The 16,327-nt window shown below is 51.9% G+C and carries 19 protein-coding genes; 7 read left to right on the top strand and 12 right to left on the bottom strand.

From position 1 onward, the window contains the following. Positions 1-46 precede the first annotated feature (46 nt). Positions 47-499, bottom strand: a complete 453-nt coding sequence (locus IDH41_RS30705) for a tyrosine-type recombinase/integrase (protein WP_190868099.1) — start codon at positions 497-499, stop codon at positions 47-49. Between the two features lie 258 nt (positions 500-757). Here IDH41_RS30705 and IDH41_RS30700 point away from each other — a divergent pair, with 258 nt between their 5' ends. Together IDH41_RS30700 and IDH41_RS30695 are read left to right on the top strand one after the other, a co-directional pair. Beyond that, positions 758-1,009 (top strand): AbrB/MazE/SpoVT family DNA-binding domain-containing protein, encoded by a 252-nt coding sequence (locus tag IDH41_RS30700; protein WP_190868097.1) that lies wholly within the window; start codon positions 758-760, stop codon positions 1,007-1,009. Continuing rightward, positions 1,003-1,461 carry a type II toxin-antitoxin system VapC family toxin gene (locus IDH41_RS30695; RefSeq protein ID WP_190868089.1) on the top strand — a complete coding sequence of 153 codons (459 nt, stop codon included), beginning with the start codon at positions 1,003-1,005 and terminating at the stop codon, positions 1,459-1,461. Before IDH41_RS30700 ends, IDH41_RS30695 begins: the two co-directional genes overlap by 7 nt. A 175-nt stretch (positions 1,462-1,636) precedes the next feature. On the opposite strand, the gene IDH41_RS30690 is transcribed toward IDH41_RS30695, so the two are convergent. Next, positions 1,637-1,885, bottom strand: coding sequence for a hypothetical protein (locus tag IDH41_RS30690; protein WP_190868087.1), 249 nt, complete (start codon positions 1,883-1,885; stop codon positions 1,637-1,639). A 275-nt stretch (positions 1,886-2,160) separates the two neighbouring features. On the opposite strand from IDH41_RS30690, the gene IDH41_RS30685 reads away from it, so the two are divergent. The 4 genes from IDH41_RS30685 to IDH41_RS30670 are packed head-to-tail and all read left to right on the top strand — an operon-like array spanning position 2,161 to position 6,211. Then, positions 2,161-3,624 (top strand): spore germination protein, encoded by a 1,464-nt coding sequence (locus IDH41_RS30685; protein WP_190868085.1) that lies wholly within the window; start codon positions 2,161-2,163, stop codon positions 3,622-3,624. A gap of 31 nt (positions 3,625-3,655) precedes the next feature. Further along, positions 3,656-4,813 carry a Ger(x)C family spore germination protein gene (locus tag IDH41_RS30680; protein ID WP_190868083.1) on the top strand — a complete coding sequence of 386 codons (1,158 nt, stop codon included), beginning with the start codon at positions 3,656-3,658 and terminating at the stop codon, positions 4,811-4,813. 28 nt (positions 4,814-4,841) lie between these two features. Next, positions 4,842-5,084 carry a hypothetical protein gene (locus tag IDH41_RS30675; RefSeq protein WP_190868081.1) on the top strand — a complete coding sequence of 81 codons (243 nt, stop codon included), beginning with the start codon at positions 4,842-4,844 and terminating at the stop codon, positions 5,082-5,084. A 20-nt stretch (positions 5,085-5,104) separates the two neighbouring features. Next, positions 5,105-6,211, top strand: coding sequence for a GerAB/ArcD/ProY family transporter (locus tag IDH41_RS30670; protein WP_190868079.1), 1,107 nt, complete (start codon positions 5,105-5,107; stop codon positions 6,209-6,211). Between the two features lie 691 nt (positions 6,212-6,902). Here IDH41_RS30670 and IDH41_RS30665 read toward each other — a convergent pair. Then, complete coding sequence (locus IDH41_RS30665) at positions 6,903-9,257, bottom strand: glycoside hydrolase family 95 protein (protein WP_190868077.1); 2,355 nt, start codon at positions 9,255-9,257, stop codon at positions 6,903-6,905. Positions 9,258-9,296: 39 nt separating this feature from the next. After that, complete coding sequence (locus IDH41_RS30660; protein WP_190868075.1) at positions 9,297-11,009, bottom strand: alpha-1,3-galactosidase-related protein; 1,713 nt, start codon at positions 11,007-11,009, stop codon at positions 9,297-9,299. 140 nt (positions 11,010-11,149) lie between these two features. Here IDH41_RS30660 and IDH41_RS30655 point away from each other — a divergent pair, with 140 nt between their 5' ends. Further along, positions 11,150-12,037: an AraC family transcriptional regulator gene (locus IDH41_RS30655; RefSeq protein WP_190868073.1), complete on the top strand. Its 888-nt coding sequence runs from the start codon at positions 11,150-11,152 to the stop codon at positions 12,035-12,037. Between the two features lie 29 nt (positions 12,038-12,066). On the opposite strand, the gene IDH41_RS30650 is transcribed toward IDH41_RS30655, so the two are convergent. From IDH41_RS30650 to IDH41_RS30615, 8 genes are all read right to left on the bottom strand, one after another. Continuing rightward, positions 12,067-12,570, bottom strand: a complete 504-nt coding sequence (locus tag IDH41_RS30650) for a GNAT family N-acetyltransferase (protein WP_190868071.1) — start codon at positions 12,568-12,570, stop codon at positions 12,067-12,069. Positions 12,571-12,774: 204 nt separating this feature from the next. Beyond that, the gene (locus tag IDH41_RS30645; RefSeq protein ID WP_223830207.1) at positions 12,775-13,344 is read right to left on the bottom strand and encodes a hypothetical protein; all 570 of its coding nucleotides are present in this window, start codon (positions 13,342-13,344) and stop codon (positions 12,775-12,777) included. After that, complete coding sequence (locus tag IDH41_RS30640) at positions 13,341-14,099, bottom strand: ABC transporter permease (RefSeq protein WP_190868069.1); 759 nt, start codon at positions 14,097-14,099, stop codon at positions 13,341-13,343. The genes IDH41_RS30645 and IDH41_RS30640 overlap by 4 nt, the downstream gene beginning before the upstream one ends. Before the next feature lie 3 nt (positions 14,100-14,102). Next, positions 14,103-14,861, bottom strand: coding sequence for an ABC transporter ATP-binding protein (locus IDH41_RS30635; RefSeq protein WP_190868067.1), 759 nt, complete (start codon positions 14,859-14,861; stop codon positions 14,103-14,105). Between the two features lie 39 nt (positions 14,862-14,900). Next, positions 14,901-15,224: a DUF1048 domain-containing protein gene (locus IDH41_RS30630; RefSeq protein WP_190868065.1), complete on the bottom strand. Its 324-nt coding sequence runs from the start codon at positions 15,222-15,224 to the stop codon at positions 14,901-14,903. A gap of 11 nt (positions 15,225-15,235) precedes the next feature. Further along, on the bottom strand, positions 15,236-15,583 hold the full coding sequence (locus tag IDH41_RS30625) for a DUF1048 domain-containing protein (RefSeq protein ID WP_190868063.1): 348 nt from the start codon (positions 15,581-15,583) through the stop codon (positions 15,236-15,238). Further along, positions 15,580-15,909: a PadR family transcriptional regulator gene (locus IDH41_RS30620; RefSeq protein WP_317890852.1), complete on the bottom strand. Its 330-nt coding sequence runs from the start codon at positions 15,907-15,909 to the stop codon at positions 15,580-15,582. Before IDH41_RS30620 ends, IDH41_RS30625 begins: the two co-directional genes overlap by 4 nt. A 145-nt stretch (positions 15,910-16,054) precedes the next feature. Further along, positions 16,055-16,327, bottom strand: a 273-nt coding sequence (locus tag IDH41_RS30615) for a hypothetical protein (RefSeq protein WP_223830206.1), incomplete at its 5' end; no start/stop codon positions are given.

Genomic DNA, 16,327 nt, shown 5'->3' with positions numbered 1-16,327 from the left:
GGGTGCTGGCAAGTGTCTCTTTTTCTTTGCCGTTACTTGAGCATTTTTACGCTGCAACACTCGGCACTTTTAGTATGCAATAAACACCTATCTTATCCTTGATCCCTACTGCCCTTGCTGCTGCATTGATAATGGTATATGCCTGCCACCTCTGTAATGGCGCGAGACCATTCGTTGCCTTCCTTGAAAGAAACAATGGTTCATTATGCATGTAGCTTCTTCGTTCGGTCAAATATTCCTTGATAGCCTTTGCCGCGATCTCACTGATTGGAAAGTCTTTCGTCTTACCCGTTTTTTGTTCGCGAATGGCAATTCGATCCAAAACCCTCCCTTTTTCATCCATCACATCACTTATGCGTAATCCCAGCAGATCACTGATCCGAAGTCCACAATTGATTCCCAACGTGAACAAACAAAAGTCCCGAACACTTGTCGCTTTCAAAATTTTTTTCATGGCATCAATCTGTTTTTTGTCACGTATGGGCTGTACAAATTCCATAAAATATCACCCTTTATCTAAAATACTTAAAGCTATTATACCTAATATTAGAGAGGTATCATTCGCTCAAAAAATAAATATGCCTAAAAGCCCAGTCATGGCGCGGGTTTTCGCCGTTTCACCAATCACACACAATAGCATTGTGTGTGATTGGTGTCCCTAATAATTGGGTTGTGATAAAATTCAATCAGATTAGACGAATTAAATTTTTGTATGATATAATCTATCTAAATAAGAAAAAACAAGGAGATGGTATGTGTGGATCATGTTGTTAAATCGGAAAGCGAAATTCGTACAAGATATCAGATAACAATACCCGAGGAAATAAGGACGAGAGCAAAACTTAATATTGGCGATTCATTGCTTTGGCAGTACGATGAAATTCGTCAGGAAATCATTGTTATGCCAAAACCAAAATCTTTCTCCGACAAACTATGGGGACTTGGCAAAGACATCTGGGAACGGGAATCAGCAGATGATTACATTCGCAAGGAGCGTGCTGAATGGTAATGTCGGACTTTTTCCAAGGAAGTAAGAAAATTGCATTAGACACGAACCTATTCATTTATGTTTTTGAGCAACATCCCGAATTTGGTGAGAAAGCTAAAACGATTTTGGAGCAGATAGAAGATGGAATTGTTATCGCGGTGGCTTCTTCCGTCTCTTTGACTGAAATCTTGGTTAAACCAATACGTGAAGGAAACCTGAGTCTGGAGAAGCAATACAAATTGCTTTTCTCCCACTTCCCCAACCTTACCATCTTACCGATCGATAACATGGTCGCCGAACGAGCTGCCTATCTCCGAGGAAAGTACAATATTAAAACACCAGATGCATTGATCATCGCCACGGCGCTTGTAGCCAATGCGGATTTGTTTATAACGAACGATCCACGACTCGAAATTGTCAAAGAAATAAAATGCGTATCATTGGACCAACATTACGATAGGTCGATCCTCTAACTGCACAAATCCGGACTGAGAGTTTGGTAACGTATAACTGGATGAACAAACGACCAATACGAGATTGGCGTTCAAATAATAAAACGGCCTAAACAGGCCGTTTTTCCATTTATCTGTATTTTACATTCGGTTGGCGGCGATCATTCCTTTTGCTGAAGAGTAGCCTATTCATCCTCTATAAAGCAAGGTTCCCATCCATCGGGACTCCCCTTTTTTGCATCTGGAGCACAGGTTTACAATAATAGCGAACTCCTAGCTTTTTTACCCCATCAGGTGACATACGCGGAACAAGAAAACCGATTTCAGTTTCAGGACAGGTAAAGTCTTTTAAACAGCCAGAGCATACCAAATCATCCGTTGGGTCGTCCGGTTCATAATCTACGTCAAGTCCATCATAAAACTCATCGTAACCGTTATCCGACATGGCTTCGTTTACCTCCTTTTCTAGTGAATCATCTTCGGTGTTCATATATCCGCTTTTGCCAATTCATTTAACCTGGTCACCAATTCCCCTTTGTTTCCGAAGGTAGTCCTCACTCTTTTCGGTAATAATCTTCCGCCAATCTCGCAGTACGCAGCCTCCTACGCTGGTCGCGGTCAACCGGGTTCCACCTCTCAGATCACGCATGATTATGTATGTTACACCTGATTTTGGGGATAATATTTGGGATATATATTCAGAACCGGGGGTATTTCTGGATGAAAATCTCTCCTGATTTACATATGAACAGGAATCAAATAGAAACTCTTTTTGAGAATTGCCAAGATTTGTCGATTGTTCCTTGGCAATACGGACCGGAAATGAAATATATGTCGTTTTCCGTTTATTTCGAATCGCTTATTGAAGAACTGAAGTTGAATTACATGAAAGCGACGCTGCAAGACCTCGTCACACATGAAGTCGGAAAAGCAACAATGATTACCCCGGAAGAAGTGATCGAGTTTTTTAGCAAAAATGGAATCTCGGCCCAATCAGCGAAAATGGTGGAAAACCTTGAAGATGCCGTTGACGCTATTGTTAGCGGAAATATCGTCATTTTTTTCGACGAATGGGATCGTGCGCTTAATTATTCGGCCAACCTGATCGAGACAAGACAAGTTAACGAACCTTTGGCGGAATCGGTCGTACACGGGCCGCGGGAGAGCACGGTTGAAAACTTGAACAAAAACATTGGCATGATCAGGCTGCGTTTAAAAACACCCCGCTTTAAAATCGAAAGAATCGCAGCAGGAATTGAAGCGAAAACGGAAATTGCCTTCGGGTATTTGGACAGAGCTGTCAATCCGGAAACGCTTGCCGAATTCAAAAAAAGAATATCGACCATTCATCAAGCAGAGGTACTGGAAACGTCATATATAGAAGATTGGATCGAAGATTCAAATTTCTCCCCCTTTCCCCAGTATCGCTATACCGAACGGCCGGATGTGGCTGCTGCTGCTTTGCTTGACGGAAAAATTATTGTAATGGTTCAGGGGACGGGATCTGTAATGCTGTGTCCTGGTCTTTTTGTCGAGATGATGCAATCCGCTGAAGATTACTATCAGAGGACGATGATTGCGTCATTAATTCGTATCACAAGAATATTCGCGTTTTTCATCGCACTCACGTTGCCGAGCATTTATATCGCCTTATCGACTTTTCATCCTGAACTGATCCCAACGGTGCTTCTACTGGCCATTCTGGATTCGCGTGAGGGTATCCCCTTCCCGGCTTTCGTTGAAGCTCTCATTATGGAGTTTTTCTTTGAAATGCTGCGTGAAGCCGGAGTACGTCTGCCTAAACCGATCGGCTCCGCGGTAAGCATTGTCGGAACGCTTGTGATCGGCGAAGCGGCGATCACTGCCGGTATCGCTTCCCCGATCATGGTTGTTGTCGTGGCGCTCACGGGGATCGCCTCTTTTTCCATTCCTCAATACAATATGGCGAGTGCTTTGCGGCTCTTACGGTTTCCGTTGATGATCATGGCTGCATCTTTGGGGGGATTTGGATTGATGGTCGGTTGCATTTGGATTTTGCTGCACCTTGCATGCTTACGCTCGCTTGGCCAGCCTTATCTAGGTTCTTTGGCGCCCGTAAATATGAAGTACTTGCGGGATGTCTTTGTTCGCGCCCCGCTGAGAACATTCCTGCGATCGCCGCGAAATCGCCACAAACAAAATTAAATCTATCCGAGAACTGAAAGAATGGTGAAACATGAAGCTTCGGAACATAGCGCTAATTGTTGTTTCGTTTCTCTTGCTGACCGGATGCTGGAATAAAGTTGAATTGCCGCAGAAAGCTTTTATCATGGGCGTTGCGATCGACCAATCGGAGAATGGCAAGATTCAGCTTACCCTGCAAATTTACAAACCGAAAGGTAGAAAAGGCGGGGAAGGCGGGACTTCCAGCTTCAATGTGGTAACGACGGGCAACACACTTTTCGAAGCGGTCCGAGATATTACGATGAATGTGGGGAGAACAGCGCAGTGGAGTCATTTGAGAACAGTCATCGTCGGTGAAGCTTTGGCGAAGTCCCGCAATGTCGGGGAGGTGCTTGAGTTCTTTTCCAGGGATCACGAACCGCGGCTTACCGCGCACTTTATCATCGCCAAAGGAAAGGCGGCCGACTATATGCAATTGAAACCGTTTATCGAGAATACCGAGAGTCAACAATTTTTGCAAATGGAGAGGACTTCGTACGAGAACAGCTCCAAGACCTTGGAAGTAACCTTGCTCCAGCTGATCCTGCAGTTTCGCAATCAGTCCGGGACAGTTATGGCTCCATATCTTTATATGTACAAACATGATAAAACGACGACTCCGGTCGTTGCCGGCGTGGCGCTCCTGCAAAAGGGCAAAATGGTTGACCTGGTTTCGCCCAAAGATCTTAAAGCCGTACTGATGCTTCGCAATCATTACAAAGCTGGAATCATACAAATCCCCTGCTCGCTACAGGATGAAAAGCCGAATCAAAAGATGGATTCCATAGAGGTCTTAACTTTGGAAACGAAGATCTCCCCCCGGATCGTCGGAGATTCGCTTACCGTTTATGTGCACACGAAAATTACCGGCATGATCGGAGAACTCAATTGTACCGATTTGAAAACTGCGAAGGATGATCAAAAATTTATTAACAAGGTGGAACACATTGTTAAGCAATCGTTGCTTGACAACATTGAGTTGCTGCAGAAGAAAAAAGCGGATGTGCTGGAAATTGGGGACAAAATATACACGCAAAACCCCCGTAAATGGATGAAATGGAGGGCCGATTGGAATGACCGTTTTGCGGAAAGTAAATTTGTGGTCGATGTCGAACTCAAGCTGATCAGTTCCGGTACATCGATAAGCAAGCCATTTTATTCAAATAATTGATGCATGAGCGGGAGTGGATGGATTCGGAATGATGGAAAGAATGGTTGTCGTGTTTGTTTTGTTTGTGATCTTCCTAGCTCGGGATATTGTCACCATAAAGCGAATGCGCAAATGCGAAAAAATGGTCTACGTCGTGTCAATCATTGTCGCCGTATATCTCGGTACAGCTTACATAACTGACCTGGATTGGCCCTTTCTTCAGGATATCGCTTACTGGCTCTTCCGCGAGCCGGCCCGCGTAATCGTTGATTTATTAAAGGTTTCAAAATAATCACGCAGGATGTGAAAAGGTTGAGAGAACAAGAAACAGTGAGTTCGGGGCAAATGGCGGTACTATTTTACGTTTTTATGATTGGTTCTTCCGTCATTGCTCTTCCGGGACCTGTCATAGGCTTTGCCAAAAACGGAGCATGGCTATCCCTTATTTTAACCGCTGGCTTCGGAACAGTACTGTTATACTGCACACTATATTTATATAATAAGCATCCGGATCTCACGTTCGTTGAGTATAGCCAAAAAACAGTGGGGACATGGGTGACGGCGATCCTTGTGGTTCCCTTTCTTACAGTAGCAACAGAATCATCAATGGGAATTATTCAGCACATGGGGATTTTTCTTAAAACTTCCATGATGAGAGAGACCCCGTTATATGTATTTCATGCGTTTATTTATATAACCATCGCCATGACTCTACGTGCCGGAATCGAAGTCATGGCAAGGCTGTTTTTTTTATTAACGGTGTTTATGGTGCTGTTTATTCTTACGGTTTTATTGTTAGCGACACCGGAATATCATCCCGCGTATATGCTGCCCTTCCTTCCGCAAGGATTCAAACCGGTGTTACATGGCGTTTACGCCACGGTTGGTTTTCCTTACGCGGAGCTTATTTTTTTTACCATGCTTCTGCCCTTCGTTCGTCAAGCAGAAATAGGTAACCTTCCGAAGAAGATGTATGTCGCGTTGTGGGCCAGCACAATGAGTATGGTCTTCGTAACGGTGTCCACCATCATGACATTCGGACCTATTGCAGGAGAAAGAAAGTATTCCGTGTTTGAAATAGCCCGCATTATCGAAGTGCAGGAGATTATTCAAAGAATCGAATCCCTTATCGGAATTTCGCTCATTCTAGGTTCTTATATGAAAGCAACGCTTTCGATGTACGTTTTAAATATAGGCTTGTCACGGCTATTACGTCTCTCGGACGACCGTTTATTAATTTTCCCTCTGGCTTTGATCCATATGCTTGCCAGCATAATCAGCGTCGAAAGTGATAACAAGTGGGTGGAGATTGTTCACTCCGTCGTTCCGTTATGGTTTTTTGTAGGGGCAGTCATCCCATTGCTTATTCTGACTGCGGTTACTGTTGTTAAAACTTCCAGGCGAAGAAACAATTCTTGATACGAATACTCCTCTCTGCCGCAACGCATCCGAATTCTCATACCCGGAGAATGAAATTTTGCTCCAAGTCGAAAGCTGGTCGTTTTCTTTTCCACGCAAAACCCTCCTCATATATTTCCGTATTCATTCAGGTACACAATTCATGGGTACAACAAATCTTCCGGGTAACTTGGAATGGCATATACCGAAGTGCCTTCGGCAACTACGGATCCGCGATCGACTTCTCCAATCTCCACGATTCCCGTTACGTCCAACATGGCCACAAAAGGCACAAGTAATAAACTTTCATCAGATCACCTCAACTATTTGACGCTTAATCTATTGCAACTGTTGCAGCGAGGTAACTGATGTGAACCCGGATAGGGGCTCATTCTCCGGCGCTCCTCCCGTTCCTGCATCGCCAGCGCCTGCTGCACGACCTGCCTTAATTCCTCGACGTTCACCGGCTTCAGCAGAAAATCGACGACGCCGTAGTTCATCGCCTGACGGGCGTATTGGAAATCGTCGTACCCGCTCAGAATGACGACTTTGCCCGAGAAGCCAACCTCTACCTGCAGCTTCCGGGATCAGCCGATGCCAGAAAGAGAGGGGCGATCGCCGCCTCTCCTTCAAGCGTTCCTTATGATTTATGACAGGCCGAAGCGGAACCGCTCCTCGTCCAACCGCTTCGTATGCGATGACTTGTCCTCCTCTAGCTTCCCAAGGGGCAAATGCGGTACGTCCGGCCTGATTCGGTAGCGAACCGGATTCCCCCATGCTCCAAGCGCCGAACGGCGATTTCCTCTCCGTCAAGCGTGACCGACAGTCCGTCCGCCTCGGCGATCTCGCAGTCCCGGCCGTGCAATGAACGTACGGCCGCTTCCACTAGACGGCCATCCCGCCATCGGAGACCGACTTCGAAGCCGTCGCGGGCCCGCAAGCCTTCCGCGCTGCCGTTCGGCCAGGCGTCCGGCAGCGCCGGCAGCAGCTCCAAGGCGTTCTGGTGAGACTGCAGCAGCATCTCGACGATTCCGGAAGTCGCGGCAAAGTTGCCGTCGATCTGAAACGGCGGATGCGCGTCGAACAGGTTCGGATACAGGCCGCCCCGGGCGTAATACGTCCCAGCCTCGGAGAGCCTCATCAGATTCGTCAGCAGCTTGTAGCTCTCGTTGCCTTCGCGGAACCGCGCCCATAGTCCGACTTTCCAGCCCAGGCTCCAGCCGGTGCCTTCGTTGCCGCGCAGCTCCAGGGAGCGGCGGGCGGCGGCGAACAGCTCCGGCGTCCCGCGGACCGTCAGCTGCCTGCCCGGATAGACGCCGAACAGATGCGAGACATGGCGATGCTGCGGGTCCTCATCCCCGAAATCCTCAAACCATTCCTGCAGTCGACCGTCTTGGCCGATCTGAATCGGGTACAGCTTGGCTTTGGAGGCGCGAAGCTCCTCGGCGAATCGTTCGTCCGTTCCCAGAGCCTCTGACGCTTCGATGCAATTCGTGAACAGATCCCAGATGAGCGACATGTCCATTGTCGACGCCCGGCTAATGCCCGCCAGCTTGCCGTCGTAGCGGAATCGATGCTCCGGAGAGGTCGACGGACAGGTGGACAAGCGCCCGTTCTCGTCCTCCTCGAGGAAATCGAGGCAGAACAGCGCCGCTTCCTTCATCGCCGGATACGCGGTCTCCCGCAAATAATCGGCGTCGCGCCCGAAGGCGTAATGCTCCCACAGGTGCTGAGCCAGCCAGACGCCGCCCATCGGCCACATCGCCCAACTGGCGTCGCCCGCGCCGCGTCCTCCCGCCGGAGCCGAATGCCCCCACAGGTCGACGTTATGGTGCGCGACCCATCCGCGGCAGCCGTAGTGCACCTCCGCCGTTTTCCGCCCGGTTCGCGCCACTCTGCCGATCAGCGAAATCAGCGGTTCGTGGCATTCGGACAAATTGGCCGTCTCCACAGGCCAATAGTTCATCTGCGTGTTGATATTGATCGTATAATTGCTACTCCAAGGCGGACGGGTCAGGTCGTTCCATATGCCCTGCAAATTCGTCGCCTGCGTTCCGGGACGGGAGCCGGCGATCGTCAAATAGCGGCCGTAATGAAACAGCAGCCCGACGAGATCCGGATCGGAAGACCCGTAAGCGGAAATCCGCTCATCGGTCGGCATCCCCTCCGGAGAGAGGCGTTCGCCGAGCTTCAGCTTGACCCTGCCGAACAAGGCGCGATAATCGGCGAAATGGTCGCCGCGTAGCGCGGCGTAAGCTTTGCCCAGCGCTGCGTTCAGATGTTCTCCCGCCTCCGCCGCCGCGTCTTGCGCGCCGTTAAAGGTCGTCGCCGCGGCGAAGACGAACGTGGCGCTTCGTGCGCCCAGCACATGCAGGCCGTCGCCGTCCGCTCGGACGGTTCCGCCTTCCGCCGAGACGTGCAGAACGCCTGCGAAACGGATCGCTTCCGACGTCGACTCGTCTCCGTAAACGATCGGATCCGGCGAATCGTAGTAGCTCGGAGAGACGTGCTCCGGAGCGATTCCCCGCAGGACGAACCGACCGTCTTCGGCCGAAGTCGCGTGGCGCAGCGGGCTGTCCAGCCGGGCATGAACCTCGAGGGCTCCGGACGCGCCTGCCTCCAGCCGAAGCGCGAGCACCCGGTCGGGATGCGAAACGAACAGCTCCCGCGAATAGCTCACTCCTCCGATCTCGTATTCGACCCGCGATACCGCGTCGTCCAGATCGAGGGACCGCCGGTACGACCGGCATACGTCCCCGTGGCCGAAAGTCAGCACGAGGTCGCCGAAAGGTAAGTAGGACTGCGAATAGTCGCCCATCATCTCCTTGCTTTTCAGATCGGCCTCTTCATAGCGGCCCTCCCGCACGAGTCTGCGAACTTCGGGCAGCACTTCCAGCGCCCGCTCGTTGGTGCCGTCTCTAGACGGAGTTCCCGACCACAGCGTGTCTTCGTTTAAGCCGATGCGATCCCGCTCGACGCCTCCGAAGTGCATCGCTCCGATCCGGCCGTTGCCCAGCGGCACAGCTTCCGTCCACTTCGTAGCCGGTTTGTTATATTGCAGCTTCATGTTCATTCCCCTTTCGTCGTTGTTGCGTTAATAAGCGTTTTACTCCGTTGACGGAAGATCGCTCTCGAACCGGTTGTTCCGAATGTCCACTTCGCTGCAGGCGATCAACCGGAAAGCTTGCTCCGGCTCTGCGGCGACGCCTGCCGGAACGCGGATCGTATTGCCCGTAAACGCCAGCGACCGCGTGGTCTTCGCGTTAAGCACCAGCGCCTCCCTCGTTTCGAAGACGTTGTCCGCGATGCGGATATGGCGGTGCACCGGCGCCGTCTCGTCGATCTCCTCGTTCTCGGGAAGAATCGCGATGACGGCTTGGTCCGTTCCGCCGCATTCGATAAAACGATTGCCGCGAACCGTCAAATCCGCCGCTCGTCCCGATTCGTACCAGGAAGCCGCGTCGTCTGCGACGAGCACGGCGCTCATCCGCATCCGCTCGAATACGTTGTCCGCGATGACGACCGGCCGCCTTGTCGTCGCCAGCACGCCCCTTGTCGGGATACGGGCGAAATAGTTGCCCCGGATCTCCGCTTCGGGCGTCCACGTCACGTTCTCGATGACGTCCGCGTCGCCGATCCCGTCCGGCGGCCTGTCCTCCAGCGTCAGCAGCATTTCCCGCGGACCGGTCAGTTCGGCCGCCTCCACTCTCCCTCGCCCGTACGGCAGCAGCGACTCGGCGCGGACGAATTCGATCTCGTCTCCCGCCGCGAACGCCGCGAAGCCGTATGTCTGAGGATGCATGAAGCGGACGGCAAGCTGGCGCTCAGATGGCCGCCCGACGATGCGCAGATGCGTACCGTGCACGTTGATCACATCGTCGTGCGCCCCGACGAATCGGCTATCCGCGATTTCGATATTCCCTCTGCAGCCCGACAAGTGAACGAAATCCGCGAACGCGGCCACCGTGCGCCCCGTTTCCGGACGCGGCGACATATCCAGCCTGCGGAAGCTCAGATCGGCGCTGAACTGTCCGACGATGCCGAGGCCGTGCGTGAAATGAATGCCGACGTCTTGCCATCTCACGTCCCGGCTCCTGTGAATGAAAACGCCGACCTGATCGCGATTGCCGTCCCGGACTTGAAGCGTCCAGCCGACTTCGAGAGCTTCGCCGGGATTCCGGTCGAAGCGAAACCTTACCTTGCCGGGGCTCGTCTCCTCGGCGCTCGCCGCGCGGGCCACGACGTTGTCGATGCGCCAGGTCGCGTTCCGCTTTGGATCGTACGCCTGCATCGGACCTTCATGGAAGCTCCAGCCCGGCCCGATCCAGGAAAGTTTGTCCCGAGCGATCGAATAACGGGTATCTCGATGAACGGCTACGTCCATGTAACCTTCCCCCAATCGCTCGATCGTCATCTCGGCCACCGTCGGCTGGGCGAAATCGGAATGCAAATTCCGGACGGCGATACTCTCGCATTCGTCGATTATAAACATCGTCATTTTACCATGGAATAGAAATAACGCTCCTCCCCCGTCCAGCGTAAAGTTCTTCAGCCCCTTCATGCGGATGCCGATCGTCTTTACGGGATTCGGGTTATCTTGTTCGCTTGCCGTATTCGTTATGAAATAGATCGTCTTCTCGGCCGATTCCGCGTAGAAATCGTAACGGCCCGGCTCGATCGCGAGCCGGACAGGACGCGCGGCCGCTGCGACCGCGGCCAATGCGCGCCGCATCGCCGGACCGGCATCCTCGGCCGTATCCGGACGGCCTCCGAAATCGGCGAATGCAAGCAGAAGCTCATGCTCCGTCTCGTGCGTCATCCGTTATCCCCACTCCGTTCGTTATTCGTCTTCGATGGCTTGCTCTGTTCCATTATAGATTATGCTATACTGAGTCAGACAACTTTCGGAAAGGACAAAACCTCGTACAAAATGGACATTCTTGAATGGAGGGAGCGAGGGTGAAGCTGGAGCTGCGTTCTAATTTATCGTCGGGAGAGCACGGCGTTCCGTTTACCGTTTACACGGTCGGAATGGAGCAACAGAACGCGATCAGCCGCCTGGAGGGATTTTCCGCGCACCAGCTGCTGATCACGGCCTCGGGCAAGGGGCGGGTGCATCTGATGGATCAGAACAAATGGGACAGCATCGCAGAGAATACGGTGCTGTATATTCCGGCCGGATTTCCGAACGAATACGTTCCGGTTGCGGAGGGCGATTGGCTGGTGGCTTTCGTCTCGTTTCACGGCTCGGCGATCGCCCGGGCTTCGTGGGGGCTTGAAGACGCTCCCGCCGCCATTCCCGTCCGTTCCGTGACCCGTTTGCTCCAACTAGTAGAGCGTATTTGGCGTCATTCGGGCGCCGATTACGATTCCTGGGCAGCCTCCGAGCTGCTCTTCGCACTCTTGACAGAGCTTCGCAAGCAGTCTGCCGAAGAACCGAACCCGACCGCCCTGCTGCGGCCGGTCCCCGAAACGTCACGTTCGTTGACCGTGCTCAAAGCGGCGAAATTCATGCAGGACTACATGCACCGGGACATCAGCATCGCCCATCTGGCCGAGCAGGTCGGCTATTCGCAGAAGCAACTGACGCGATTGTTCCTGCGGACGTTCCAGACGACGCCGCTGCAGTATTTGCGCCACGTCCGGCTGACGGCGGGACAGCTTCTCCTGGAGACGAACGAAAGTATGACCATCAGCCAGATCGCCCGTCACGTCGGCATGGATCCGACCTACTTCACTCGCGAGTTTCGCCGTTCGTACGGAGTCGTCCCGGGCGAGTACAGGCTGATCAAGGCCCGCGAGGCGCAGGAAGCGGCGCGTTCCGGCAACGCTCCCCGCCGGCCGTAGCGGCGCGTCTTGCCCCTTACGCGACGTCTCTAAAGCTCGCGTACGTTCCAAACCACCTCTCCGCGCTCGTCCCATGTGCTGTGGTGTCGCTCGAATCGGAGCTTTTCCAGCACGCGGAAGGACGCGTTATTCCAAATTCGTACAGTCGACCATAGCCTGCGGCGCCCGGTAGCTATTGCGGCGTCTAAGACTACGGATGCGGCCTCAGTCGCATAGCCTTTGCCGTGAGAGCTGCGGAAAAGCTCGTATGCGATCTCAGGCTCCTCAAGTGTGGAACGACCTATAATCAAGCCGCAATATCCAATGAGATCGCCCTCTTTCTGGCGGCGGATAGTGAGTAAAGAAATACCGTTTTCGGCTGCGCGCTTGCGCATATTGATGATCTGGCTTCTGGCTTCGTCGAGAGAAGGCATCTCCACACCACGCTCGCCGACTAGCTGCCTCATCCAGACTGCGTCGGATTCCTCCCACATATTCAGGTCAAGCCGCTCGGTTTTCAACTGGAACTCCATCGGCACAAAGTTAGATGTCATAGCGGAAACCTCCTTAATTTGCAGCTGCTATGTATTACCAGACTATTTCCAGGCCATGTAATCCCTTTCATTATTATTTTAATTGAAAAGCACAGGTAATCATTCAAATAACTATGTTGGATTTGTGACGATATGCTGCCCGGTAGCTTAATGTAGCATCGTCAGGAAAGTTACCTTTCTTGCAACTCAAACGTATACGGCCAATCAATCCGAGTCCATCGTTTCCGTTACATGGTCGGAGCGAACCACCATGAACGACCAGAAGCCGCCATCCCGCAATATGAGACCGTCAAAATTAAAATTAGAGGTTGCGATCGGGACCAGCAGATTATTCAGAAACCCTTCGTTCTTATTCGGCACCGGTATCTTGCGCTCACACATCGCGATGCCTTTGCCGTCTATGGTTCCCCGTCCCCGTATCGTAATGTTGCTGGAGTCTACGGCAGTGCGGATAAAATACGTGCCATCCGCATTTCGCGTTGACCGTACCCTCAATGTTTTTGGCCATGGGACTGATGGAAAAAGAGGTAATCGGCTCATCGGAAGCCACTTCGAGATTGACCTTCTGGATGCGGTATAGATGGAAGGCATTGGGTAATTTTGAATCGTGGCCGGAGCAGCGGCGATCTGTGCCGAAGCTGACGGGTCGGCTTCTTCGGTCGAAGAATTTTGCACCTCTGAAGCGAACCCGTTATTAAAGGAATGAGGGCTGTTGTATGCTATTTCTTGAATACCCTGCTTGATTTGACGCTTACTCAGTTGCCTCTTGTTCACACACGCTTTTTATACACCCTTATTGCAAAGAAATAGGCTACGAGCAAAATCCCGACGCACCACGCAAGAGCAACCCAGATATCGTTGCCCACAGGCTGAGCTGACAACAGGTCGCGGATGGCTTCCACAATTGAAGTCACCGGCTGGTTATCGGCAAAAGCGCGAACGACCTTCGGCATCGAATCGGTCGGCACAAAGGCCGAGCTGATAAACGGCAGGAAAATAAGAGGATAGGAAAATGCGCTTGCACCTTCCACCGATTTCGCGGACAATCCGGCAATCGCCGCGACCCAAGTCAAAGCCAGCGTAAACAGCACGAGTATGCCGGCTACGGCGAGCCATGGCAGAACCCCTGCCGACGAGCGAAAGCCCATAATGAGCGCTACGAGAATGATGACGACAACCGAAATGGCGTTGGATGCGAGCGAGGTCAGCACATGCCCCCACAGCAAGGCGGAACGCGCAATCGGCATGGAGTGGAACCGCTCGATGATGCCCCGTTGCTTATCCAAAAACAGGCGGTATGCCGTATAAGATATACCGCTTGCAATCGCAATCAGCAGGATGCCGGGCAATAGGTAGTTCACATAGTTATCAGTCCCGCTTTGGATTGCGCCGCCAAACACATAGACGAACAGCAGCATCATCGCAATCGGAGTGATACAGACCGTGATGATGGTGTCCATGCTTCGGAAAATATGACGCATGGAACGCCCTAGCATCACGCTCATGTCGCTGAAAAAGTATTTATTCATGGTTTACTTCCCCTCCTTTTTACCGATGATCGCGAGGAATATCTCCTCCAATGAAGGTTGTTTTTCCACATACTCCACCTTTGCGGGCGGGAACAGCTTTTTCAGTTCCGAGAGGCTGCCGCCCGCAATGATTTTACCTTCATGCAAAATGGCAATTCGATCGGCAAGCTGTTCAGCCTCATCCAAATACTGAGTCGTCAGGAATACCGTCGTCCCACCGTCCGACAGCTCTTTGACAATCTTCCAAGCCTCGATGCGTGCCTCGGGGTCAAGGCCTGTGGTCGGTTCGTCGAGGAAAATGAGCTGCGGTTTGCCGATCAGGCTCATGGCAATGTCGAGCCTGCGGCGCATGCCGCCCGAATAGGTGGACGCCTTGCGGTCGGCGGCATCGTTCAAGCCGAAGCGATCCAGCAAATCATCCGCGACATGACGCGGTTTTTTAAGATGTCGGAGTTTGGCAATCATGATCAAATTTTCCCGCCCGGTCAAAATCTCGTCCACGGCGGCAAATTGCCCGGTCAGACTGATCGCATGCCGCACGTTCTCTGGTTTTGACGCGACGTCGAATCCATATACCGTGGCAGTGCCTCCGTCCTGATTGAGCAGCGTGGTGAGAATTCTGACAATCGTCGTCTTGCCTGCGCCGTTGGAGCCGAGCAGGGCGAATATCTCACCTCGCTTCACTTCGAAATCGACGCCCTTCAGCACTTCCGTGTTCTTGAAAGACTTTCGCAGACCTTTCACTTCAATGGCTTTTTCCATCCCGACATCCCCTTTACTTTGGTTTCTCCGCAGCCTTTTTCATGGCTTGTTACCATTTTGGTCAACCGATTTTTGAAAGATGTCGGCGTACGTTTCTGAATCTTTGATCAGATCGTCGCAGAAAGCCGCTACGTCGCGGCCCGTCACTTCAAGCACGCCTTTCCCCAAAGCCGCGCCCTCTTCAAAAAGATCGACGATTCCCGAGAGAAGCCCCGTCCCGTCGGTTAGCTCGACAGGGCCGACCTTGAAGAGATATTTTTGAAGTTCTTTGTACACGATCTGATAATCCTTCGGGAGCGCTTTGACGCGAGCCACATGCGCTCGCCATTCTCTTTTGCCTTCGATGAGATCTCGGATACTCATTTTGTCCCCTCCTATTTACCTAATTTTTTGGCGATGTTTTTGTTGAGTTGCTCGCGCCACTTGTCTCGAAACGACTTTGCCCCTTCTTCGCCGGCCAGCGCCGAACAAAAGCCTTTGATATCGTCGCCCAAAACCTCGCGGACGCTCTGACCGTCCGCCGCCGTTTCTTCCAGCAGGCTAAGCACGCCGTCAAGAATGGGCATGAGGTTGCGGCCGGAGAAATTGGAGTGCGGCCATAGATGGCCATCGATTTCCTCCCATGCCGCTTGGTAATCGGTCGGCAGCATTTTGACTCGCGCTTCGAAAGCCTTCATTTCTCTCGTCATGTCGTTGCCGGTAATCTTTTCCCAAAAATTCATTGTTTTCGCTCCTTTAACTCATTCATTTTCGATGATACGAACTCCCACTTTTCCCAGAACCTCCGCAGCTCCTCGCGACCCGCGTCGTTGATCGCGAAAAACTTTCGCGGCGGTCCCATATCGGAGGGCTTTTTGGTGATCTCCACCAACTTGTTTTTTTCAAGCCGGATCAGGATGGTGTACACCGTTCCCTCCACAACATCCGTGAAGCCGAGGCTGTTCAGCCGCCGCGTGATTTCGTAGCCGTAGGTTTCTTTGCGGCTTATAATCTCGAGGACACTGCCCTCAAGGACCCCTTTGAGCATTTCCGTTAGGTTTTCCAGCATAATCACTCCTTGCTATTCCGTCTCACTGGTATGCAGTATTACTTACTACAGCTATAAAGTAACACTCAGTAGTTGGATTGTCAAGGGCGTTTCTCTGATAAAAGAACAAAATCACCTAACGGTGACTTAACGTGCTAGCCGACGGTTACTCTTCCGCCGGTTCTTTCTTTCTCACCAAGTCTCCGTTACATTCCGGACAGACAAACACGGGGCTCTCCCCGGGTTCCAATTCATAAGAACACTCTCCTACAATGAAATCGGGGACAGGATCCACACACCCACAATCTACGCAAACATAATCAATGAAAACTTCTTCCTCATCATCAAAGGAAAACATCTCAGCCACTTCTTCCTTCTCGTCATCCCGTTCCTTGTCTTTTCTTTCGTTCATTGGCTCGAACTCCCCATTTCTTCTTAT

This window comes from Paenibacillus arenilitoris (assembly GCF_014705655.1).
In the GTDB taxonomy this organism is placed as follows: domain Bacteria; phylum Bacillota; class Bacilli; order Paenibacillales; family Paenibacillaceae; genus Pristimantibacillus; species Pristimantibacillus arenilitoris.
Note: the sequence above shows the minus strand (reverse complement) of the source record. Positions and strands in the feature narration are given on the sequence as shown.

Coding starts and splice junctions, on each gene's coding strand:
- IDH41_RS30705 (WP_190868099.1), bottom strand. CDS start 499: ATGGAATTTGTACAGCCCATACGTGACAAAAAACAGATTGATGCCATG.
- IDH41_RS30695 (WP_190868089.1), top strand. CDS start 1,003: ATGGTAATGTCGGACTTTTTCCAAGGAAGTAAGAAAATTGCATTAGAC.
- IDH41_RS30690 (WP_190868087.1), bottom strand. CDS start 1,885: ATGTCGGATAACGGTTACGATGAGTTTTATGATGGACTTGACGTAGAT.
- IDH41_RS30685 (WP_190868085.1), top strand. CDS start 2,161: ATGAAAATCTCTCCTGATTTACATATGAACAGGAATCAAATAGAAACT.
- IDH41_RS30680 (WP_190868083.1), top strand. CDS start 3,656: ATGAAGCTTCGGAACATAGCGCTAATTGTTGTTTCGTTTCTCTTGCTG.
- IDH41_RS30675 (WP_190868081.1), top strand. CDS start 4,842: ATGATGGAAAGAATGGTTGTCGTGTTTGTTTTGTTTGTGATCTTCCTA.
- IDH41_RS30665 (WP_190868077.1), bottom strand. CDS start 9,257: ATGAAGCTGCAATATAACAAACCGGCTACGAAGTGGACGGAAGCTGTG.
- IDH41_RS30660 (WP_190868075.1), bottom strand. CDS start 11,009: ATGACGCACGAGACGGAGCATGAGCTTCTGCTTGCATTCGCCGATTTC.
- IDH41_RS30650 (WP_190868071.1), bottom strand. CDS start 12,570: ATGACATCTAACTTTGTGCCGATGGAGTTCCAGTTGAAAACCGAGCGG.
- IDH41_RS30640 (WP_190868069.1), bottom strand. CDS start 14,099: ATGAATAAATACTTTTTCAGCGACATGAGCGTGATGCTAGGGCGTTCC.
- IDH41_RS30635 (WP_190868067.1), bottom strand. CDS start 14,861: ATGGAAAAAGCCATTGAAGTGAAAGGTCTGCGAAAGTCTTTCAAGAAC.
- IDH41_RS30630 (WP_190868065.1), bottom strand. CDS start 15,224: ATGAGTATCCGAGATCTCATCGAAGGCAAAAGAGAATGGCGAGCGCAT.
- IDH41_RS30625 (WP_190868063.1), bottom strand. CDS start 15,583: ATGAATTTTTGGGAAAAGATTACCGGCAACGACATGACGAGAGAAATG.
- IDH41_RS30620 (WP_317890852.1), bottom strand. CDS start 15,909: ATGCTGGAAAACCTAACGGAAATGCTCAAAGGGGTCCTTGAGGGCAGT.